General features: G+C 69.7%; 19 protein-coding genes and 1 tRNA gene. 15 read left to right on the top strand and 5 right to left on the bottom strand.

All coding sequences use genetic code 11. The features are described 5' to 3' along the window. The first annotated feature begins 81 nt into the window (after nucleotides 1–81). From ABL308_01625 to ABL308_01590, 8 genes are all read left to right on the top strand, one after another. Nucleotides 82–1,074 (top strand): cation diffusion facilitator family transporter, encoded by a 993-nt coding sequence (locus ABL308_01625; GenBank protein XBQ16586.1) that lies wholly within the window; start codon nucleotides 82–84, stop codon nucleotides 1,072–1,074. 201 nt (nucleotides 1,075–1,275) lie between these two features. Next, on the top strand, nucleotides 1,276–1,605 hold the full coding sequence (locus ABL308_01620) for an energy transducer TonB (GenBank protein ID XBQ16585.1): 330 nt from the start codon (nucleotides 1,276–1,278) through the stop codon (nucleotides 1,603–1,605). 78 nt (nucleotides 1,606–1,683) lie between these two features. Beyond that, nucleotides 1,684–3,723 (top strand): HAMP domain-containing methyl-accepting chemotaxis protein, encoded by a 2,040-nt coding sequence (locus ABL308_01615; GenBank protein XBQ16584.1) that lies wholly within the window; start codon nucleotides 1,684–1,686, stop codon nucleotides 3,721–3,723. A 188-nt stretch (nucleotides 3,724–3,911) separates the two neighbouring features. Next, nucleotides 3,912–3,988: transfer RNA gene (locus ABL308_01610), tRNA-Met, on the top strand. 199 nt (nucleotides 3,989–4,187) lie between these two features. Continuing rightward, nucleotides 4,188–4,907, top strand: a complete 720-nt coding sequence (locus tag ABL308_01605) for a Crp/Fnr family transcriptional regulator (protein ID XBQ16583.1) — start codon at nucleotides 4,188–4,190, stop codon at nucleotides 4,905–4,907. A gap of 89 nt (nucleotides 4,908–4,996) precedes the next feature. Further along, the gene (locus tag ABL308_01600) at nucleotides 4,997–5,449 is read left to right on the top strand and encodes a hypothetical protein (GenBank protein ID XBQ16582.1); all 453 of its coding nucleotides are present in this window, start codon (nucleotides 4,997–4,999) and stop codon (nucleotides 5,447–5,449) included. Between the two features lie 86 nt (nucleotides 5,450–5,535). Further along, complete coding sequence (locus ABL308_01595) at nucleotides 5,536–6,303, top strand: hypothetical protein (protein ID XBQ16581.1); 768 nt, start codon at nucleotides 5,536–5,538, stop codon at nucleotides 6,301–6,303. Nucleotides 6,304–6,306: 3 nt separating this feature from the next. Further along, nucleotides 6,307–7,395, top strand: coding sequence for a M23 family metallopeptidase (locus ABL308_01590; GenBank protein XBQ16580.1), 1,089 nt, complete (start codon nucleotides 6,307–6,309; stop codon nucleotides 7,393–7,395). A 7-nt stretch (nucleotides 7,396–7,402) separates the two neighbouring features. Here the strand turns inward: ABL308_01590 and ubiG are convergent, their stop codons facing one another. Next, nucleotides 7,403–8,167, bottom strand: a complete 765-nt coding sequence (gene ubiG / locus ABL308_01585) for a bifunctional 2-polyprenyl-6-hydroxyphenol methylase/3-demethylubiquinol 3-O-methyltransferase UbiG (protein XBQ16579.1) — start codon at nucleotides 8,165–8,167, stop codon at nucleotides 7,403–7,405. A 115-nt stretch (nucleotides 8,168–8,282) separates the two neighbouring features. Here ubiG and ABL308_01580 point away from each other — a divergent pair, with 115 nt between their 5' ends. The 3 genes from ABL308_01580 to ABL308_01570 all read left to right on the top strand — a co-directional run bounded on the left by ABL308_01580 (nucleotide 8,283) and on the right by ABL308_01570 (nucleotide 12,891). Continuing rightward, nucleotides 8,283–9,512, top strand: a complete 1,230-nt coding sequence (locus tag ABL308_01580; GenBank protein XBQ16578.1) for an aspartate kinase — start codon at nucleotides 8,283–8,285, stop codon at nucleotides 9,510–9,512. A gap of 94 nt (nucleotides 9,513–9,606) precedes the next feature. After that, complete coding sequence (gene ptsP / locus ABL308_01575; GenBank protein ID XBQ16577.1) at nucleotides 9,607–11,922, top strand: phosphoenolpyruvate--protein phosphotransferase; 2,316 nt, start codon at nucleotides 9,607–9,609, stop codon at nucleotides 11,920–11,922. Nucleotides 11,923–11,997: 75 nt separating this feature from the next. After that, nucleotides 11,998–12,891: a RodZ domain-containing protein gene (locus ABL308_01570; GenBank protein XBQ16576.1), complete on the top strand. Its 894-nt coding sequence runs from the start codon at nucleotides 11,998–12,000 to the stop codon at nucleotides 12,889–12,891. Here the strand turns inward: ABL308_01570 and ABL308_01565 are convergent. Genes ABL308_01565 through ABL308_01555 form a run of 3 tightly spaced genes read right to left on the bottom strand, consistent with a single transcriptional unit; the run spans nucleotide 12,888 to nucleotide 15,566 of the window. Continuing rightward, nucleotides 12,888–13,814 carry a site-specific tyrosine recombinase XerD gene (locus tag ABL308_01565; protein XBQ16575.1) on the bottom strand — a complete coding sequence of 309 codons (927 nt, stop codon included), beginning with the start codon at nucleotides 13,812–13,814 and terminating at the stop codon, nucleotides 12,888–12,890. The genes ABL308_01570 and ABL308_01565 overlap by 4 nt on opposite strands. Next, nucleotides 13,811–15,442 carry a hypothetical protein gene (locus ABL308_01560; GenBank protein XBQ16574.1) on the bottom strand — a complete coding sequence of 544 codons (1,632 nt, stop codon included), beginning with the start codon at nucleotides 15,440–15,442 and terminating at the stop codon, nucleotides 13,811–13,813. Before ABL308_01560 ends, ABL308_01565 begins: the two co-directional genes overlap by 4 nt. Continuing rightward, entirely contained in the window at nucleotides 15,420–15,566 is a 147-nt protein-coding gene (locus ABL308_01555; protein XBQ16573.1) for a hypothetical protein, read from the bottom strand. Before ABL308_01555 ends, ABL308_01560 begins: the two co-directional genes overlap by 23 nt. A 132-nt stretch (nucleotides 15,567–15,698) precedes the next feature. On the opposite strand from ABL308_01555, the gene ABL308_01550 reads away from it, so the two are divergent. Genes ABL308_01550 through ABL308_01540 form a run of 3 tightly spaced genes read left to right on the top strand, consistent with a single transcriptional unit; the run spans nucleotide 15,699 to nucleotide 18,642 of the window. Beyond that, nucleotides 15,699–16,256, top strand: a complete 558-nt coding sequence (locus ABL308_01550; GenBank protein ID XBQ16572.1) for a shikimate kinase — start codon at nucleotides 15,699–15,701, stop codon at nucleotides 16,254–16,256. Next, nucleotides 16,253–17,362, top strand: a complete 1,110-nt coding sequence (gene aroB / locus ABL308_01545; protein ID XBQ16571.1) for a 3-dehydroquinate synthase — start codon at nucleotides 16,253–16,255, stop codon at nucleotides 17,360–17,362. The genes ABL308_01550 and aroB overlap by 4 nt, the downstream gene beginning before the upstream one ends. After that, the gene (locus tag ABL308_01540) at nucleotides 17,359–18,642 is read left to right on the top strand and encodes an HlyC/CorC family transporter (GenBank protein ID XBQ16570.1); all 1,284 of its coding nucleotides are present in this window, start codon (nucleotides 17,359–17,361) and stop codon (nucleotides 18,640–18,642) included. Before aroB ends, ABL308_01540 begins: the two co-directional genes overlap by 4 nt. Here the strand turns inward: ABL308_01540 and ABL308_01535 are convergent. Then, a complete protein-coding gene (locus tag ABL308_01535; protein XBQ16569.1) occupies nucleotides 18,639–19,289 on the bottom strand; it encodes a MarC family protein in 651 nt (216 codons plus the stop codon). The two genes, ABL308_01540 and ABL308_01535, sit on opposite strands and share 4 nt — an antisense overlap. 134 nt (nucleotides 19,290–19,423) lie before the next feature. Here ABL308_01535 and ABL308_01530 point away from each other — a divergent pair, with 134 nt between their 5' ends. Next, the gene (locus tag ABL308_01530; protein XBQ16568.1) at nucleotides 19,424–20,263 is read left to right on the top strand and encodes a DUF1206 domain-containing protein; all 840 of its coding nucleotides are present in this window, start codon (nucleotides 19,424–19,426) and stop codon (nucleotides 20,261–20,263) included. Nucleotides 20,264–20,269: the final 6 nt, after the last annotated feature.

The raw sequence follows: 20,269 nt of genomic DNA, 5'->3' as shown, positions 1-20,269 counted from the left end.
CGGTCGCCGGGGATCGCGAAACCGGGCCGGGGCGGCCGGATCAGGGTGACAGCGGGGCGCGCGGCGCGTTAATCCTCCGCCATGGCGCAAGACCATCCCCACGATCACCCGGGCGAATCCGGCTCTCCCCACGATCACGCCGGTCATCACCATCATGGCCGCGGCCAGGGCGGGGGCGGTCACCATCATCACCACCACGGAGTGGACGCCTCCAACGAGCGCCGGGCGCTGATCGCGGCGGGGCTGACCGGCGCCTTCATGTTCGCCGAGCTGGTGGGCGGGATCCTCACCGGATCGCTCGCGCTTCTGGCCGATGCGGCCCACATGCTCACCGATTTCGGCGCGCTGACGCTGGCCTGGCTCGCCTTCCGCCTGTCGCGCCGGCCGGCCGATCCCAAGCGCTCCTTCGGCTTCGACCGGCTTCAGGTGCTCGCCGCCTTCGCCAACGCGATCACCCTTGCAGTGCTGGTGATCTGGATCGTCGCCGAGGCGATCGGCCGGCTCCTCGACCCCGAACCGGTCGCAGGACTGGGCATGGCGGTGGTCGCCGCGCTGGGGCTTTTTGTGAACATCGCCGCGTTCGCCGTTCTGCACGGGGCGGACCGGGAAAACCTCAACATACGCGGCGCCTTGGCCCATGTGATGGGCGATCTTCTGGGCTCGGTCGCAGCGCTGATCGCAGCCGGCGTGATCCTTCTGACCGGCTGGTACCCGATCGACCCGCTGCTCTCGCTGCTCATCGCGGCGCTGCTCGCGGTGTCTGCGGTGCGGCTGATGATCGATTCAGGCCGGGTCCTGCTCGAAGCCGCTCCCGAAGGCCTCGACCCCGAAGCCATGCGGGCGGATCTCGTCCTGCACGTCGCCTCGGTCGCCGACATCCATCACCTGCATGTCTGGTGCATCACGCCCGAACGGCCCATGGCGACCCTGCACGCCCGCCTCGATCCCGGCGCGGACGCAGGCGAGGCGGTGGCCGGTCTCAAGGCCCGGTTGAGAGACCGCTGGTCGATCGGACACGCCACGGTGGAGGCGGAGACTGGTCCTTGCGCCGACGCGAAGCCTGCCAGGAATTAAAAAATTCATCAATTATTTTAGATATTTGTGTTCCCTCATTGATCTCGTTCACCGCCGTTAAGCGAACGGCAAGCACTCCTGCGTCATAACCGAAATCACCACGGAGGCGAGGGCGGCCAACGCTCCGTACGCCGTGGGTTTTGGGTCGTGAACAGGGCCGGCGGAGAGGGCCGGTCCGTCTTGAACAGGTAGGGTGTGACTATGAAGAAGTTCGCCGGGGTTTTCGCCGCCGCCGCCATGCTGACCGGCTTCGCCGCCGCGCCGTCGCTCGCTCAGGAAGAGCGTGAAGTGGTGCAGTCCGAAGCGCCCGAGTTTCCGCGCGCCGCCCAGCGCCGCGAGATCGAGGGCCATGTGGTCGTCCGTTACAACGTGTCGCCTGAAGGCACGGTCTCCGACGTCGAAGTCGTCGAGGCCACGCCCGCCGGCGTGTTCGAACGCGCCGTGATGCGCGCCCTTGAAAACTGGCGCTACGCCGCCGCCGCCGAGACCACGAACGTGGAGAAGCGGTTCGACTTCGCCTTCGCCGACTAACGGCCGGACGCGGCGCGGGAGGGTTTCCTCCCGCGCCGTTTTTCGGTCCCGCCTCATTAACCTTACCCAGGTGTTTCGATGACCCTCTCGCTGCACTCCGTCCAGACCCGACTGATCGCCGCCTTCGCCGCGGTGGTGGCCCTTTCGCTCGCCGGCGTCGCCGCGGGCGTGTTTGCGTTCTGGAGCGCGGGAGCTGCGCTGGACGAGGTGGTCGAGCGCACAGCGCCGCGCGCCTCGGCCGCGCAGAGCCTTGAAGCCGCCTCCGGCGCGCTGGCCGGCGAACTCGCCGCCTTTTCGCGCTCGGGCGACACCATCGACGCTCAGGTCTCCGCCTCGCGCCTCGATACGCTGATGGAGCACGCCGCCGCCGCCGTGGACGCCCTGCGCGACAGCGGGATGCCCGCCGCCGAAGTCGCCGCGCTTCAGGCTGCGCTCGACGACACCAAGGCCGCTGTGGAAGCCGCATCCGACCCCGTGCAAGCCAAGCTCGACGCCCGCGCGAACCGCGAGGCCGGCATGCAGGCGGTGATGCGCGACCGCGCCGCAGCCTCCGAAGCGCTCGAAGCGACCCTGGACGAAACGACCGATCCGGCCGACATCGAAAGCCTTCTGCGCGCCGCCATGGCGGTCAATCTGGCCGTGGCGCGCTACGCCGAGCTGTCCATGGCGACCAGCCCCGCCGAGGTCGACGCCGTGCGCGAAGCCTTCGACTTCGCCGCAGACGAAGCCTCGATCAATTTCGCCATTCTCGGAAACGCCGTCACCGAGGCGGTCACCGCCCCGGTCGAGCGGCTGATCGCCCGCGCCGACGGCGAGGCGGGCCTATTCGCCCTGCGCCGCCAGGAACTGGCGATGACCGCCGAGGCCGAAGCCCTCGTCGAGGACGCCCGCGTCATGGACGCCGCGCTCGCCGGCCTGGTCGAGCAGACGCGCGACGCCGCGCTGTCAGAGCAAGCCGACGCCAGCGCCTCGGGCCAGACCGCGATCACGGCGGGCCAGACCCTGATGATCCTCTTCGCCGTGGGCTCCATCGTTGCCAGCGCGCTCATCGTCTGGCTCTATGTCAGCGGCAATCTCCTCAAGCGCCTGACCACTATCAAGCGGGCGATGGCCCGTCTCGCCGAAGGCGAGATCGGCGAAGAGATGAGCGCCGACGGCCGCGACGAGCTCGCCTCGATGATGCGCGCGGTCAACGTCTTCCGCGACAACGCCATCGAACGCCGCCGGCTCGAGGCCGAGCGCGGCGAGGACCAGGCCGCCCGTGAAAAGCGCGTGCGCGAGATGGAAAGCCTGATCGCCCGCTTCGAGGACGTCTCCAAACGCGCGCTCGGCAAGGTGGGCGAAGCCGCCCAGGAGATGGAATCCGCCGCCCATGCGCTCGACGCCGCTTCGCGCGGCGCCTCGGAGACCACCGCCGTGGTCAACACCTCCAGCGCCCGGGCTGCGGAGAACGTCGACACCGTCGCCGCCGCCGCCGAGGAGATGACCGGCTCGATCGCCGAGATCGCCCAGCAGATCGCCCGCTCCACCGAGATCGCCCAGGACGCCGCCGACCGGGTGCGCGAGACCAGCGGCGACGTGGAGACGCTCAACGAGGCCGCCACCAAGATCGGCGACATCGTCGACCTCATCAACGACATCGCCGAGCAGACGAACCTTCTGGCGCTCAACGCCACGATCGAGGCGGCGCGCGCCGGCGAGGCGGGCAAGGGCTTCGCGGTCGTCGCCAGTGAAGTGAAAACGCTCGCCGAGCAGACAGGCCGCGCCACCAGCTCGATCTCCGAGCAGATCTCCGGCATTCAGGGCGCGACCGGCAAGGCGGTCTCGGCCATCGCCTCGATCGGCGAGGTGATCGGGGAGATGAACAACATCTCCGCAGCCATCGCCGCAGCCATGGAAGAACAGCGCGCAGCCGCCAGCGAGATCACCCGCGCCGCCCACGAAGCGGCGTCCGGCGCGCGCGACGTGGCCGGCTCGATCTCCCGGGTCGACGCCGCGGCCAGCGAGACCGGCCAGTGCGCCGCCCAGGTCAACGCCGCCTCCGAAGCGCTCAACACCGAGGCGGACGGGCTCGAAAAGGCCGTCAAGGAATTCCTCGACGGCGTGCGCGCCGCCTAGCGCCGACGCGCGGTCGCACCGATGACGGGCGCGGTGAAATCCGCGCCCGTTTTCGTTTCAGCGCCGGAGAATTCGTCCGAAGCGAAGGCCACTGCGGCCCGCCCCGCCTGCCCGCTTGCGCGCCCCGGCGCGCGGCGGTATACGCCACCCTCCTCACGCGCCGGGCCGGCCCCGGCGGTTCGAGACGTGGCTGGGTAGCTCAGCTGGTTAGAGCGCACGACTCATAATCGTGAGGTCGAGAGTTCAAGTCTCTCCCCAGCCACCAAATCCCTCATCTCAAACGAACCGGTCCCGCCTCGCCGCCGCTTCTGCTGCGCCGATCCGCTGTGGGTGTCCCCGAGCCCTGGGGTAAATAGCCGCGCCCCTTCCGCTCCGCTCGAAATCTTTGAACTGATGCGCAACTTCTGCGTTGTGCCCCCATGCCCAAGGATAGTGGCCCAGACGGCGAGCGTGCTCATGATCCCATGACGCGCCGCTTGCGCGCCCTCGGCGCGCTGACCGATGATCACCAGGCCGCGCTGGCGTCTCTGCCCCGGCGCGAGCGGCGTTATCCGCGCGGCGCGGTTCTGCGGCGCGCGGACGAGTTGAACACGCGGGTGTTCTGCGTGGTCGAGGGCTGGGCGCTGCGCTACCGGCTGCTCGACGACGGGGCGCGGCAGATCCTCTCTCTCATGATGCCCGGCGACATGTGCGACATGCAGGCGCTGATCGGCGCGGACAGCGACCATTTCGTCGTCGCGGCGACCGATCTCGTCATCGAGGAATGCGCGGCGAGCGAATTCCAGGCGCTGCTGCAGGACGACGAGACGTTGGCCGAGGTGTTCCTGCGCAGCAAGCTGCAGGAGGAGTCGATCCTGCGCGAGCAGGTGGTCCGGCTCGGCCAGCTCAAGGCCCCTCAGCGCGTGCTGCATCTGGTCGTCGAACTCGCCCAGCGCCAGAAGATGACAGGCGTGGACGAGCCCTGGCGGCTGCAGCATCCGCTGGGCCGCGAGATGCTGGCCGACTTTCTCGGCCTGTCGCCCGTGCATGTCTCGCGCAGCCTGGCGCTCCTGTCCCGGCTTGAGCTGATCGACACGCGCCGCGGCTGCGTCTCGCTGCCCGATCCTGACCGCGCCGCTGAATACTGTCAGTTCGACCCGTCATATCTGTCAGTGAGAACAGAGGGTTGTGAAACCGCTGCGTAATAACGCACGCCAGGCGCGCCGATGTAACAAATGTACACGCGCCTGGATCGCCATGAGCGCATCCTTTCCCCAGCACAGGGAGAGCTTCGATGACGCGCTACAGGCTGGGCACGCTCGTGCCGAACCTCAGACGTTACGCAAGACTGATGACCGGCGAGCAAGTGATCGCCGACCGGGTCGTGCTCGGCGCGCTCGCCGCGGCCCGTCCGCCCATGTCCGGCGGGCTCATGTACAGGCTCATGCTGTTTCGCGCCGTGACCGGCGCTCTGGCCGAAGCCAGCCTTTCGGGGCGACCGCGCCTGACCTCCATCGCGATGGACGAGGCGCGCACCGGTCCTGCGCTGGCGGCTGCAGCCTGCGCGCTGCCCTTCATCGAGCGGGCGGTTCTGGGCCTGGTCGCGGTCGAGGAGTTCTCCGAAGGCGAAGCCGCCGCGATCCTGAAAATGCCCGGCGAGCTCGTCTCGCGCTGTCTCGCCTCCGCGCTGGACCGGCTCGCCCCGGCGCCGCAGGTGGACGCCCCGCGGGAGATGAGCCTGGCCTGAGCCTCTGGGCGGCCCGAAACGAAACCCGAGCGCTGCGGCGTGATCTGTGTTAACCTTTCGCCGTCTGTCGACCGGCAGGAGGGGACATGGCGCACGCTCGGTTTCAGGCTTTGACGGGGCTGGGGATCGCTCTGACGATGGCTTGCGCGTGCGCGCCCGGCGCCGCGGCGCAGGAGCGCCCGCTTCTGCAGGCCCAGCCGGTCCAGCAGCTTCAGCCCGTCCAGCAAGGCCAGTACACCATCCAGGATTTCGGTGCGATGCGCCCGGTCGTCTCCGACGCGCCGCCGCCGCGCCGCGGCCGGCTCGCCCGGATCGACTGGACCCAGGCCTTCGCCGATCGCCAGCGCGATCTGGTCAGGATCCGCGAAGCGCTTGCTGGGCAGACGAACGCCACGAACGCGGTGCGGGTCCCCCAGCGCGCCCAGATCGCCGACCGCGCGCAGGCGCAGATCGAGCCGGTGCACATGCCGGTCCTGCTGCCGCTGTGGGGCGCGAACCTCTCTATCCGCCCCGGCGGGGAGCCCGGCGTGATGCTGATCACCCGGGCGCATTTCTACGACGCGAGCTATCACGACGCGGGCATGACCGTGCACATCTCCGGCACGCGCATCATCAATCACGGCGAGGAGAGCGCGCGCGCCGTCCGCTTCGACCGCGGGCGCGGCCCAGACGGCCTGCGCGTCACGCGCGACGAGGCGGGGCTGACGGCCGACTTCAGCCGCTACGGCGCGGCCTACACGGTCTCGATCGAATGCGGCTCTGCGACCGATCCGCGCTGTGCGACCGAGACCGCGCTCCGCCAGCTCGTCGCGGAGCTCTATGTCGCCGGCGGCAATCCCGAGGCGGGGGGCTAGGCGATGTCGAACGCACGCGACTCGATTCTGGCGGGCGTCGCGGCGGTGGCCGGCGCGGCGGTTCTGGTGCTCTGGCCGGCCGGCGAGGTGATCTATCCCGGCGCTGACGGACCGGTGGTCGTCCCACCCGACGGCGGCGGGCTTCCCGATGATGGAGAGGCCGGTCCTGATGATGGAGCGCCCGGCTCGGGAGATGAATCCGACGGGGCCGGCGAAACGCCTGTCGATCCGCCTGAAGACCCGCCTTTGCTTGACGAAGCCGGCGCTGAATTCAGCTACGATCCGCCCGGCGAACTCAGCGAACTCGACCACCGGATCGGCGAGATCGTCCCCGGCTTTTCCGGCGTCGGCTGGCAGGGCACCGACGCGCTGTCGCAGAACTATGTCTTCGCGCCCGATATCGGCTGGCCGATGGCCGAACGCGGCTTTCCCAACTCGCAGTATTTCCGCCCCGGCGGCGCAGAGGGCCCGCCCGGCGAATGCTCTGCGGTGAACTACGAATACCCCTGGCAGGACAATTTCTGCGAAACCCGCTGGGGGCGCACGAACCAGTACTGCGAAGGCGGCGACGGCCATCAGGGCCAGGACATCCGCCCGGCCAGCTGCACCGCCGGACAGCCCAAGACCCACAAGGCGGTCGCGGTCGCCGACGGCTATATCTCGGGCATCGCGTCGATGACGGTGAAGCTGCGCGACGAGGAGAGCGGGCGCACCTACTGGTACATGCACCTGCAGCACTGGGACAGCTGCGCCAGCCCGGCCACGCTTACGCAGGCCCAGTGCAATTCAGGCGGCATCCCGCTGATCTGCTCGGGCGACGCGCTGGACGTCGAGGTCGGCGACACGGTCAGCAAGGGCGATCCGATCGGGAACGTGTCGGACTGGTTCGGTCTGACCTGGTGGCAGGGCCAGTGCCGTTTCAGCGCCACCACCGACCATCTGCATTTCGAGATCTGGGACACCGTCAGCCCTGACGGCACGAGCGCCGGGGCCACTCGCGTGCCGCCCTATTCCTCGCTCGTGGTGAGCTATCTTCGAAAGCTCGGCGAGGAGGAAGACGATCTTCCCGACTGGGACGAGGCGGAGTTCTAGACCCGCCTCAGGCCGGTTTCTCCGCCGCCATCAGATAGTTCACACCCGCATCGCCGGAGATGAAGAATCTGTCCTTCAGCGGGTTGTAGCTCACCCCCACCGGTTCGCGGGTGTGGAAGCCCTCGGCCTTCAGCGCCGCTTCCACCTCGCCGGGTCTCACCAGCTTGTCGAAGCGGTGCGTGCCGCGCGGCAGCCAGCCCAGCACGTATTCCGCGCCGAAGATCGCCGTGGCGAAAGCGCGGGCGGTGCGGTTGATCGTGCCTACGACCGTCATCCCGCCGGGCTTCACCAGGCGCGCGCAGTCGCGCAGGAAAGCCTCTGGATCGGCGACATGCTCGACGACTTCGAGATTGAGCACCACGTCGAACTGACCCGGCCCGCCGGCATCGAGCAGCTGTTCCGCCGTGCCGTGGCGATAGTCGATCTTCAGCCCGCATTCCTCGGCGTGCACGAGCGCGGTCTTGATGTTCGCCTCCGCGGCGTCGACGCCGGTGACCTCCGCGCCCAGCCGCGCCATGGGCTCTGAGACGAGCCCGCCGCCGCAGCCGATATCGAGCAGTTTCAGCCCCTTGAGGGGCTCGGCCCCGTCGCGCTTGAAATGCGCGGCCAGCGTGTCGCGAATAAAGGTCAGGCGAGCGGGGTTGAACTTGTGCAGCGGGGCGAACTTGGAGTCCGGGTCCCACCAGTCGGCGGCCATGCGGGAGAACTTCTCGATCTCTGCGGGATCGATCGAGGGGGTGGAGAGGCGCTCGGGCGCTGCGGCCTGGGCCATGGATCGCTCCTTCGTCTCGGCGCGTTTGCGTGCGGGGCTGCGTTCGTATAGCTGACGGCGCGCAATATGGTCGCTCGGTTCGCTATTGGCGAGCCTCGGCAGCGGGAGGATACGCTTGGCTGAACGCCTGGTCCTGAAATTCGGCGGCACGTCGATGGGAAGCCCCGAGGCGATCGCCCGTTCCGCGGCCATCGCCGCGGCCGAGGCGCGCAAGGGCAAAGCCGTCGCTGTCGTGGTCTCCGCCATGGCTGGCGAGACCGACCGGATCCTCGGGCTCGCCGAAGCGTTCGGCGGCGGGCTGGGCGAGGTGGAGACCGACACCGCGCTGGCCGCAGGCGAACAGCTCAGCGCCGCGCTCATGGCGCTCGCGCTCAAGAAGGAAGGCCTTAAGGCCCAGGCGGTGACCGGCTGGTCGCTGCCGATCTGCGTTGAGGGCCCGCCGGGCGCGTCGCAGATCACCGGTATGCGCGCCGAAGGGCTAGAAGAGCTGATCGAGAAAGGCGTGATCCCTGTCGTCGCAGGCTATCAGGGGCTGGACGGGCAGGGCCGGCTGGCCACGCTCGGCCGGGGCGGGACCGATCTTACCGCGGTGGCCGTCGCCGCCGCCATCAAGGGTGAATGCGACATCTACACCGACGTGGACGGCGTCTACACGACCGATCCGCGCATGGTCGATGACGCCGCCCGCATCGAACGGGTCAGCCATGACGCCATGCTCGAACTCGCCGCCATGGGCGCGAAGGTGCTGCAGACCCGCTCGGTCGAATACGCCAAGGCCAAGGCGGTGACGCTGCGGGTGAAATCGAGCTTCGAAAAGCCCGGCGCGTCTGCCGGCACCGAGGTGGTCGACGGCGCGGAACTCGCCGAACGGCGCGTGGTCTCCGGGGTCGCCTATGTGCGCGATCAGGCCCGGCTGTCGCTGAACGGCGGGGCTGACGACGCGCCGGCGGAAAAGCTCTTCGCAGGCCTCGCCGAGGCGGGCGTGGCGGTGGACATGATCGTTCAGGCCAAAACCCGGCCCGGCGGGTCGGTCGTGGAATGTTCGGTCGCCGGCAAGGACCTGCCGCGCGCGCTGGCGGTGGCGGAATCGTGCTGCGCCAACGGGGTCGAGATCGGCGCCGAGACGGGGCTCGCTAAGGTTTCCGTGGTCGGCACGGGCCTCAGGGGGCGGGCGGACGTCGCGCGCACCCTGTACGCCGTGCTCGGCCGGGAGGGCGTGGCGGTGCGCATGGTGGCGACCAGCGAGATCAAGATCTCCGCGCTCGTCGAAAGCGACCTTCTGGAAAAAGCGGTCAAGGCGCTGCACGGCACCTACCGGCTCTCCGCGGTCAATTCCGGGGCTTGACGCGCCAGCCCCTCCGCGTGCCTTTTCAATCCTTCGCCGCGTGACCGCCCCCCTGCGCAGCGGCTGCAGCAAGCAGACGAGAGCTGACGACACGATGACGCCGGACGCCCTGTCTCCCGCCGTGCGCGGACCGCGACGTCTCCTGGCGCGCATCCGCGATCTCATGGCGCTTCAGGAAGACGCGCAGAAGCGTCTGGACCGCCTCACCGACATCATCGCCGAGGAGACCGGCTCGGACGTCTGCTCGATCTATCTCGTGCGGCCCTCCGGCGCGCTGGAGCTGAGCGCCACCCACGGTCTTAAGGCCGAAGCCGTGCACCAGACCCGGCTGCGCCCCGGCGAGGGCCTGGTGGGCCTGGTGGCGCGGCGCGCGCGGCCGTTTTCGGCGGAAGACGCGCCGAGCCATCCCGACTTCTCCTTCCGGCCCGAAACCGGCGAAGAACCGTTCAAGAGCTTTGTCGGCGTGCCGATCCTGCGCGGGGGCCGCCTGATCGGGGTCCTGACCGCCCAGACCAAGGCCGTGCGGCCGACCACCGAAGAAGAGATCGAGACGCTTCAGACCGTCGCCATGCTGCTCGCCGAGATCGTCGTCTCGGGCGATCTGGTGGGCGCCGAAGCGTTCTCCGGGCTGGAGCTGCGCCTGTCCAAGCCCGAGCGCTTTCAGGGCCTGGCGCTGTCGCCGGGGCTCGCGCGCGGCGTGGCGGTCAAGCACGAGCCTCATGTCCGCGCCACGCGCATGGTCGCCGAGGACGCCGAGACCGAGGCGCGCCGGCTCGAAGACGCGGTGACGCGCCTGCGCCGTTCGATCGACTCGCTTCTGGATTCAGGCCGGGTGCCGATCGGCACGCCCTCGCGCGAAGTGCTCGAAGCCTATCGCATGTTCGCTCATGACCGCGGCTGGCTCGACCAGCTGCGTGAGGCGGTCAAGGCCGGTCTCACCGCCGAAGCCGCCGTCGAGCGGGTGAGGAACGAGCATCGCGCGCGGCTGATGAAAGCGCGCGATCTGCATTTCCGCGAGCGGCTGCACGACCTCGAAGACCTCGCCAACCGGCTCCTGCGCCACCTCGCCCGGTCCGAAGACGCCGGCGATCAGCAATTGCCGGAGAACGCGATCCTGGTCGCCCGTTCGGTCGGACCCGCCGAGCTTCTCGATTTCGACCGCTCGCGCCTTGCCGGCATCGCGCTGGAAGAGGGCAGCTCGACCAGCCATGCGGCGATCGTCGCCAAGGCGCTGGGCCTGCCCATGGTCGGCCGGGTGGAAGGCGCGCTCGACCGGATCGAGGACGGCGACCCGCTGATCCTGGACGCCGAGTTCGGGCTTCTGCACGCCCGGCCCTCGGCGGACGTGGCGGAAGCCTATGAGGAGCGGATCGAAAGCCTGGCCGCGCGCCGCCGCGCCTACGCCGATCTGCGCGACCAGCCGGCCGTCACGAAGGACGGCGAGCGGATGACGCTGTGCATGAATGCGGGCCTCTTGGTCGAGCTGTCGCGTCTCGAAGACAGCGGGGCGGAGGGCGTGGGCCTGTTCCGCACCGAGTTCCAGTTCATGGTGTCCGACACCCTGCCGCGGCTCGAAGCCCAGTGCGAGCTCTACCGCGCGGTGTTCGACGCGGCGGGCGAAAAGCCGGTCGTGTTCAGGACCCTCGATCTCGGCGGCGACAAGGTCACGCCCTACACGCCCTCGCTGCGCGAGCCGAACCCGGCGCTGGGCTGGCGGGCGGTCCGCATGGGCCTCGACCGGCCGGGGCTGCTGAGATACCAGCTGCGCGCGCTCGTCCGGGCGGGCAAGGACCGCGATCTCGACATCCTGGTGCCGATGATTGCCGATCCCGCCGAACTCGCCGAGGTGAAGACCATGCTCGCCCACGAGGTCGAGCACGCCGTCCGGCACGGGCACGGCTCGCCGCGCAAGGTGCGGCTGGGCTTCATGCTGGAGACCCCGGCGATCGCGTTCAGCCCCGATGCGTGCCTTGAAATGGCGGACTTCGTCTCGCTGGGGGCGAACGATCTGATGCAGTATTTCTTCGCCGCGGACCGGATGAACCCGCGGGTCGCAGAGCGCTACGACCCGGTCAGCGTGCCGGCGCTGAAGCTGCTGAAATCGATCCGTGAATCCTGCGACCGGCACGGCAAGCCCATCAATGTCTGCGGCGAGCTGGCCGGCCGGCCGCTGGAAGCCTGCGTGCTCGCCGCGCTGGGTTTCCGGACGCTCTCGATGGCGGCGGGTCTGATCGGGCCGGTCAAACGCGCGCTGTCGGGCTGCGACGTGAGCAAGCTCGCGCGCGTGCTGGAGCGGGAAATGGCCGCCGGCGACCCGCCGGAGGGGCCGCCGCTGCGCGAAAGGCTGCAACAGGCCGGGGAAGAGGTCGGTTTGCCGCCCGAATGTGTTGATAAAATCAGAACCATTTGATTGAATGATGTTGCGGTGCGGCGTTGAGGCCACACCGCAATCAGGGAGCGCCCCCAGGGGCGCCGGATCAGCCGGATGAGCAGCAGCAATCCCGACTTCTCGGCGTCGGACGACGCCTACGTGCCCGTCGACGCGGTGTTCGACGAAGACGGCGCGGGTGAAGCCGAGGAGCTGGACCTGTCGCTGGGCGAGCGGCTGAAGAAGGCGCGCACCCGGGCCGGCTACACGCTGGATTCCGCGTCGGCGCGCACCCGCATCAAGCGCGATTATCTTGAAGGCCTTGAAAGCATGGACCGCCGCGCGCTGCCTTCGCGCGCCTATGCTGTGGGCTATCTCAGAACCTATGCGAGCTTTCTGGGGCTCGACGCGGGCGCCTGCATCGACCAGTTCAAGGCCGAGCTCGATGTCGACGCGGGCCGGGCCACCCCGACCAGCCCGCAGGAGCGCCGCGAGATCAAGTTGCCGCGCGGCGTCGTCGGCGCGGTGCTGATCCTGGGCGGCGTTATCGCCGCGGCCGCCTGGTACGGCAATTACGTCTCGCGCAACGAAGCTTTCGAAGCCGCCTCGAGCCCGATGGATACGCTTCTGGCGAGCCGGACCCCGCTCGTGGCGGTCAATGAACGCCCCGCCCCGCGCCCTGACGCGATCTGGACCGGCCTGCCCGATCCGGTCAATGCGCGCGCCCTGGTGCTCGAAGCGGCCGGGCCGGTCTATCTCGAAGTCCGCGACGCGTCGGGCCGCATCCTGGTGGCGCGCGATCTCGAACCCGGCGAGGTCTATCGCGCGCCTGACGAGCCGGGCCTGACCCTGTCGACATCGGACGCCGGGTCGGTCCTCGTTCGCGCCGGCGGCCGCCCTCTGGGCGCGCTGGGTGAAAGCGGCGAGGCGGTGGACGGCGTGTCGGCCGCCGAATTCGTCATCGCCGCTCTGCGCGAAGCGCGCGCCGAGAGCGAAGCGGCCGAAGGCTAGTCCTTCCGCGACAACGGGTGCGCGTCGCGCATCAGCGCGGTCAGCCGCTCCTCCAGCACACGGGTGTAGATCTGGGTCGTCGAAACGTCGGCGTGGCCCAGCAGGGTCTGCACGCTTCTGAGATCGGCGCCGTTGGCCAGAAGATGGGTCGCGAAGGCGTGGCGCAGCACGTGCGGGCTCACCCGATCGGGGTCGAGCCCGGCGGCCAGCGCGAGATCCTTCAGGATCTGCGCGAAACGCTCGCGGGTGAGGTGGCCCTCTTTCGCCGTCCGGGACGGGAAAAGATAGCGCTCGGCCGTTCTGCGGGACGGCGCGGCCTCGCCGGGCAGATGCTCGCCGCGCACGGCGCGATAGGCGGCGATCGCCTCCACCGCCGGCTCAGTCAGCGGGACGAGCCGCTCCTTGCCGCCCTTGCCGGTGACCATCAGTACCCGCTCTGCGCGCGCCACGGCTGAGAGGGGCAGGGTGACCAGCTCGCTGACGCGCAGCCCGCCCGCATAGAGCGTCTCCAGCAGCGCCCGCGCCCGCAATCCGGCGGCGTCCTGCCGGGCCTCGGCGGCGAGGAAGAGCGAGTCGACCTCCGCCTCGCTCAGCACTTTCGGAAGCGGACGCGGTTTTTTCGGCGCGGTCAGCCCGGCGGCGGGATCGTCGGGCCGCAGGCCTTCCTTCAGGAGGAAGCGGTAGAAGCGCTTGATCGCCGACAGACGGCGCGCGCTCGTCGCCGGGCTCAGCCCGTCCTTGGCGATCGAGCCCAGCACCGCTTCGAGATCGCGGGTCTGTGCGGTGTCGAGCGCGGCGCCGTCGCGCGCGAGGCGGTCGCTGACATCGTCGAGATCGCGGCGATAGGCCTCGAGCGTGTTGCGCGCCGCGCCACGCTCGGCGGCCATCATGTCGAGAAACAGCGCGATCGCGCGTGCGCTCACGCCGCCTCCTCGATCACCTGCTCCAGGATGAGCCGCAGCGCCTGGGTGCGAAGCCCCGCCCGGTCGAGCGCGAAGGCCGCGCCTGCGCACGCTTCGCTGTTGTCCGGCGCGAGATCGACGAGCCGGGCGGCGAGCAGCTGGGTCTCGCCCAGCGCCCCGCCGGCTGCGGCCAGAAGCGCCGGCGCCAGCAGCGGCGCGGAGGCGTCCGCGTCGCGCTTCAGCCCGGCCATCGCGGCGCGCAATTCGCCGCCGTCGTCGGCGCCGAGCGCGACCAGCCCCGCAGCCTGACACAGGCGTTTCGGCGTCGCGCCCTCGATGCGCGCGGCGAGCAGCGCGGCGAAGGCGTCGGTTTCTATCCGACCGCTGGCGACGGCCGAGGCGAAGTCGATCGCCACCATCGTCCGCGCGGGCGGCGGGGTCCATTCAGGCGCTTCGACCAGATCGGCCGAGCTCGCCGGGGGCGCGGTCATGTCCGCCGGGCCGTCCACCGTCGCCGGCTGCAGCGCGGGCGCAGGCTCGGCCTCGCGCGGCGGGCCGTCCATCAGCGCTTCGCGCCAGGCTTCGGCGGCCACGACGTCGTCGGCGGCCAGAGCGGCGAGAACGAAGGCCGGACCGTGCGCCAGCGTGTCCGCCGTGATCGGCAGACGGGCGACCTCCGGCCCGTAGGCGAGGGCGGCTTCGACGAACTCGTCGGCGGCGGCCGCGTCTTCAAGCCGGATCGCCAGCGCCTCGGCGGCGATGACCCGGTCGAGATCCTGCTGGATCAGCGCGCCCAGCGCAGCTTCACGCTCCGCGCCCTCGAGCTGCACCGCCGCTTCGAGCGCTTCGGGCAGGGTTTCAGGCAAGGTGAAGGGCGGGCCGGTGCGCTCGGTCGCACGCTTGAGCCAGCCCGGCGCGGCCTCGCCCGCTTCGATGCGGGTGTCCGGCGCGATCGCCACCGCGAGCGCGAGCTGCAGGCCGGAGACCGGCCGGACGTCTTCGGGCAGGCCGGTGTCCAGCGTCAGGGCGTCGAACAGCGCGTCGAATTCAGGGTTCGGCGCCTGGGCGCGGGCGAGCTCGGCGGTGAGCTCGGCAGCCGGAATGGAGCCGTTGAAGGCCAGGCACGCCGCCCGCGCGCGCAGCCAGTAGGGCGCGTCGCGGCCCTCGATGAGCGCGTCTGCGGTGCGGCAGGCCTCTGCGGTGCGGCCCGTGGCGAAACTCGTCTCGGCGAACAGGCGCGAAAGCAGTGCGCTGTTTTCCAGATTCGGCGTCCGCATAAGGAGGCGCTGAACGGTTTCGGCCCGGCCTGCAGCGAGCGCGCGGCCCGCCCGCATGGCGGCGAGGTCGTGGGCCCCGCGCGCGCCTTCGGGCGGATCGCCGCCGGACAGCAGCGCGTCGAGCGCCAGCCGCGCCGCGGCTGCGTCGCGCCAGCCCGCCGACCGGCTGTCGGGCAGGGTCCCCAGAACGGCGCGCAGCGACTCGGCCGCGCCGGACGACCAGACGGTGTCAGGCAGCGAGCCGCCCGCGTCGACCTCGAACGGATCGACTGCGCCCAGCTCGGTGACCTCGATATCAGTTTGCGCTGCGGCTGGCGCGGCGATCGCCAGCGCCAGGCCTGCAAGCGCGCTAGCCGTCGCCGCGAAGCGCATCGCTCACCTCGATCCGGATTTCCGACGGCTCGGGCGCGCCCGCATCCGCCATGAAGACGAGCGCCGCGAAGCCGCCGCCGAACACCAGCACCAGCACCACGAGCCCGATCAGGAACCCTCTCATGTCACTCCATCCCTCGAAACGCAGCCGGACGGCCAGACTAAAGCAGGCGAATGCGGCGTTTTCCAGACGCCGAAGGGCCTTAACGCGCGAGATTGCCCCTCAGAGCCGCGATGGCTTATAGCTCGCACGACCATGAGCGCGAAGCCTTCCCACAGCGCGCCCGGCCGGACGATCGCCCTCGTCGGGCTTATGGGCGTCGGCAAGACCACGATCGGGCGCCGGCTGGCCGCCCGCCTGGGCCGCCGCTTCGCGGACGCCGACGAGGCGGTGGCCGAAGCCGCAGGCCGGACCGTGCCCGAAATCTTCGCCGATTTCGGCGAGGCCGCCTTCCGCGACGGAGAGCGCAAGGTGATCGCCCGGCTGATTGAGGAGAACGAACCGATGGTGCTCGCGCTGGGCGGCGGCGCCTTCGTCGATCCCGATACGCGCGCCCTGATCAAGCGCGAAGCCGTCTCGATCTGGCTGCGTGCGGATGTCGATACGCTGGTCGAGCGCACCGCGCGGCGGCCCGGCGCGCGGCCGCTTCTGGAGAACGATGATCCCAGGGCCGTGCTGACACGCTTGGCGAAGGTTCGCGAACCCGCCTACGCCGAAGCCGACATCGCGATCAACAGCGATGCGTCGAGCCACGACACCACGGTCGAACGCGTTCTGGACGCGCTCGCCGCCTTTCAGGAGCGCACGCCGTGAGCGCGATCAGAACCGTTCCCGTCGAACTCGGCGAGCGCTCCTATGAGGTCCTGATCGGCGAGGACGCGCTCACCGCTTCGGCGGGCCGTCTGGCTGCGCTCTGCCCGCGCGGCCGGGCGTTGATCGCAGCAGACCGGGCTGCGCTTTCGCTGCATGGCGAGGCGCTGAACGCCGCGCTCGGCGCGGCCAGGCTCACGCCTGTGATCTTCGAGATCGAAGCCGGTGAGGGGGCCAAGAGCTGGACCGGCCTGCAGACGCTCGTCGACGGCCTGCTCGACGCCAACATGGAGCGCGGGGAAGCGCTGATCGCCTTCGGCGGGGGCACGGTGGGCGACCTGGCCGGTTTTGCGAGCGCGATCACCAAACGCGGCACGCGCTTTGTCCAGATCCCCACCACGCTGCTGGCCCAGGTCGACAGCTCGGTGGGCGGCAAGACGGCGATCAATACGAAGGCGGGCAAGAACCTGGTCGGCGCCTTCCACCAGCCTGACCTCGTGATAGCGGACACTGCGTTTCTGGCGACCCTGTCCGACCGGGAAATGCGTGCGGGCTACGCCGAGATTGTCAAGGCGGGCCTTATAAACGACGCCGCCCTGTTCGATCGGCTCGAAGCGCTGGGACCGGCCGCGCTGGAAGGCGAGGCGCTGACCGATGCCATCGCCGACGCAGTCGCCTTCAAGGCGCGCATCGTGGCTGAGGACGAACGGGAATCCGGCGTGAGGGCCCTGCTCAATCTCGGGCACACTTTCGCGCACGCTTTCGAGGCGGAGGCCGCGCCCGGGGCCCTCGTGCACGGCGAGGCGGTCGCCGCGGGGCTGGTGCTCGCCTTCGCCTATTCAGAACGCACCGGCGTCTGCGCGCCCGGCGCTGCGGCGCGGGTGTGCGCGCATCTGCAGGCGGTGGGCCTGCCTTCCTCTGCCCGCGCGCTTACTGGCGGGCCTTACACTGCGGCAAAGCTGGTGGAGCGTATGCGCTCTGACAAGAAAAACGCAGGCGGTGCGATCACGCTGGTCCTCGCCAGAGCGATCGGCGATGCTTATGTGTCACCCGGCGCGGACGACCGCGACCTGATTGAATTTCTGAGCGAGGACCTCGACACGCGATGACCATCGAACCCTGGATGGGGTGGGCCGCCCTGGCGGTGCTGGGCCTTCTGGCCTTTTCGGGCTTTTTCTCCGGCTCGGAGACCGCACTGACCGCGACCTCGAAGGCGCGCATGCTCTCGCTGGAAAAGGAGAAGGACGCCCGCGCCAAGCGGGTGAACCTGCTCATCGCCGACCGCGAGCGGCTGATCGGCGCGATTCTTCTGGGCAACAACCTGGTGAACATCCTCGCCTCGTCCATCGCTGCGGCGGTGTTCCTGGCGATGTTCGGCGAGGCGGGCGTGCCCATCGCCACGCTGGTGATGACCTTCCTCGTGCTCATCTTCGCCGAGGTGATGCCCAAGACCTATGCGCTGTCCAACCCCGACCGCCTCGCGCTGGTCGTCTCGCTGCCGCTGCGCTTTTTCGTGACCATTTTCGCGCCGGTCGTGGCGGCGGTTCAGCTCGTCGTGCGGTTCGCGCTGCGTCTGCTCGGCGCCAATGTCGAAGGCCCGGTCCTCAGCGCGCACGAGGAGATCCGCGGTCATATCGACCTGCATCATCAGGAAGGCGGCGTGGTGAAGACCGACCGCGACATGCTCGGCGGCGTGCTCGATTTGCGCGAGCTGACCGTGGACGACGTCATGGTGCACCGGAAGAACCTGGTCATGCTCGACATCGACCAGTCGCGCGCCGACCTCGTCGAGACCGCGCTGACGAGCCCGCATACGCGCCTGCCGCTGTTCCAGGACGATCCTGAAAACATCGTCGGCGTGCTGCATGTGCGCGACCTCGCCCGGGCGCTGCACCAGGCCGGCGGAGACGCGGCGAAGATCGACATCGAGGCGATCAAGCGCGAGCCCTGGTTCATTCCCGAGACGACCGAGCTTCAGGAGCAGCTCAACGCCTTCCGGGTGAAGCGCGAGCACTTCGCGCTGGTCATCGACGAGTATGGCGGGCTGATGGGCGTGATCACGCTCGAGGACATTCTCGAGGAGATCGTGGGCGACATCGAGGACGAGCACGACGTGGCGGTGGCCGGCGTCGCGCCGCTGCCCGACGGCTTCGTCATGGTCGAGGGCGCGACGCCCATCCGCGACGTGAACCGGGCGCTGGACTGGGAACTGCCCGACGACGAGGCGGTGACGATCGCGGGCCTCGTCATCCACGAGGCGCAGACCATCCCTGAAGCCGGGCAGGTCTTCCGCTTTCACGGCGTGCAGTTCGAGATCCTGGAGCGCAAGCGCAACCAGATCACGCGCATGCGCCTGAAGGCCGAACCCAGGCCGGTGGAGACCGCCTAGAGCAGCGCTCCGGCGATCCCGTCGAAGATGAACTGGGCGGCGAGGGCGGCCAGGATCACGCCGAGAATGCGGGTGATCATCGCCGCCAGCGTGTCGCCGATCACGCGCATGATCCAGCCCACCGCCAGGAACAGGACCAGGCAGACCAGAAGGATCGCGCCCATCCCGCCGAAGACCAGCGCCTGACCGATCCGGTCGCCTTCGGCCTCGCTCATGAACAGCATGACCGAGGCGATCGCGCCGGGGCCGGCCAGCATCGGGATCGCCATGGGGAAGACGGAGATGTCCTCGTTGGTGCCGGGGATCGCCTCGTCGGCCTCGTTTAGCGCGCCGGCCCGCTCCTCGCGGCGTTTGGAGCGGTGCTCGAAGATCATGTCGAGCGCCAGCATGAACAGAAGCACCCCGCCGGCGGCCCGGAACGCGTCCAGGCTCACATGCAGCGCGCCCAGCAGCCATTCCCCGCCGATCGCGAAGCCGAACAGCACGACCGTGGCGATCAGCACCGACTTGATCGCCATCTTGCGCTTGTGCGCGGCGGTCGAGCCTTCCGTGAGGCTCGCGAAGATCGGCGCGACGCCGATCGGGTCGATGACCACGAAGAAGGTGACCAGAGAAGCGGTCAGCAACGAATAATCGATCGCGTCCATGGCGCGCTCCGGCGGTTGGAATGGCGGGATGACCCGGCCTTAACACCTGCCCCGACGGAAGGCGAGCCCCGCCTGGGCCGGGGCGGGTATGCGCACAAGCGGGATCGAAGCGGGCCCGGCAACGTTCACCGGCCATGCAAAAACGACCTGAGACCTCCAAGACCTACGAGATCGTCGGCCGGACCGGGCTGTTCGCCCGCGCGGTCGTCTACGCCCTGATCGCCGGGCTGATGCTGCGCGCGGTGTTCCTGCCCGGCGGCGGAGGCGGCGGCGCGGAGGGCGGCCAGGAAGGCGTGCGCCCCAGCGAGGCCTTCCAGTGGCTGGAGACCGAGATCTACGGCCAGATCCTGCTCGCCGCGATCGGTCTTGGGCTGTTTCTCTACGCGATCTGGCGCTTCATCGAGGCGGGCATGGACACCTCCGACGAGGGCCGGGACGCCGAGGGCGCGCTCGCCCGCGCCGGCATGGCCGCTTCGGGCGGAGGCTATGCGCTGGTCGGCCTCGCCGCGATCGCGGTGCTGTTCGGGCGCAACCAGGGCGAAGGCGGCGGTGGCGGCGCGACGCAGAAGACCGTGCAATGGCTGCTCGAACAGCCCTTCGGCCCGGCGCTGGCGATCGTGCTCGGCCTGGTGCTGCTCGGCATCGGCGGGGCGCAGATCTGGCGCGCCTGGAAGGGCGAGTGGAAGGACGATCTCGACCTCGGCGGCTGGGCGGGCCGGACGACCGGCGTCATCGCGGCGGCCATCGGGCTGCGCGGCGCGCTGTTCATGGTGGTCGGCGTGTTCGTGATCCTGGCCGGCTGGCAGGTCGACCCTTCCGACGCGAAGGGGCTGTCGGGCGCGATCACCTGGCTGAGGCAGCAGCCCTACGGCGTTTTCCTCTATGTCCTTGGCGCGCTCGCGCTCGCCGGCTACGGGCTCTACTCCTTCGTGCAGAGCCGAAGGATGGACTTCGGCCCGAGCGCGCACGCGTGAGGCCGA

Origin of the sequence: Oceanicaulis sp., assembly GCA_040112665.1 — a bacterium.
GTDB lineage: Bacteria > Pseudomonadota > Alphaproteobacteria > Caulobacterales > Maricaulaceae > Oceanicaulis.
The sequence above is the reverse complement of the archived record's forward strand: the minus strand, read 5'-3'. Positions and strand labels throughout refer to the sequence as shown.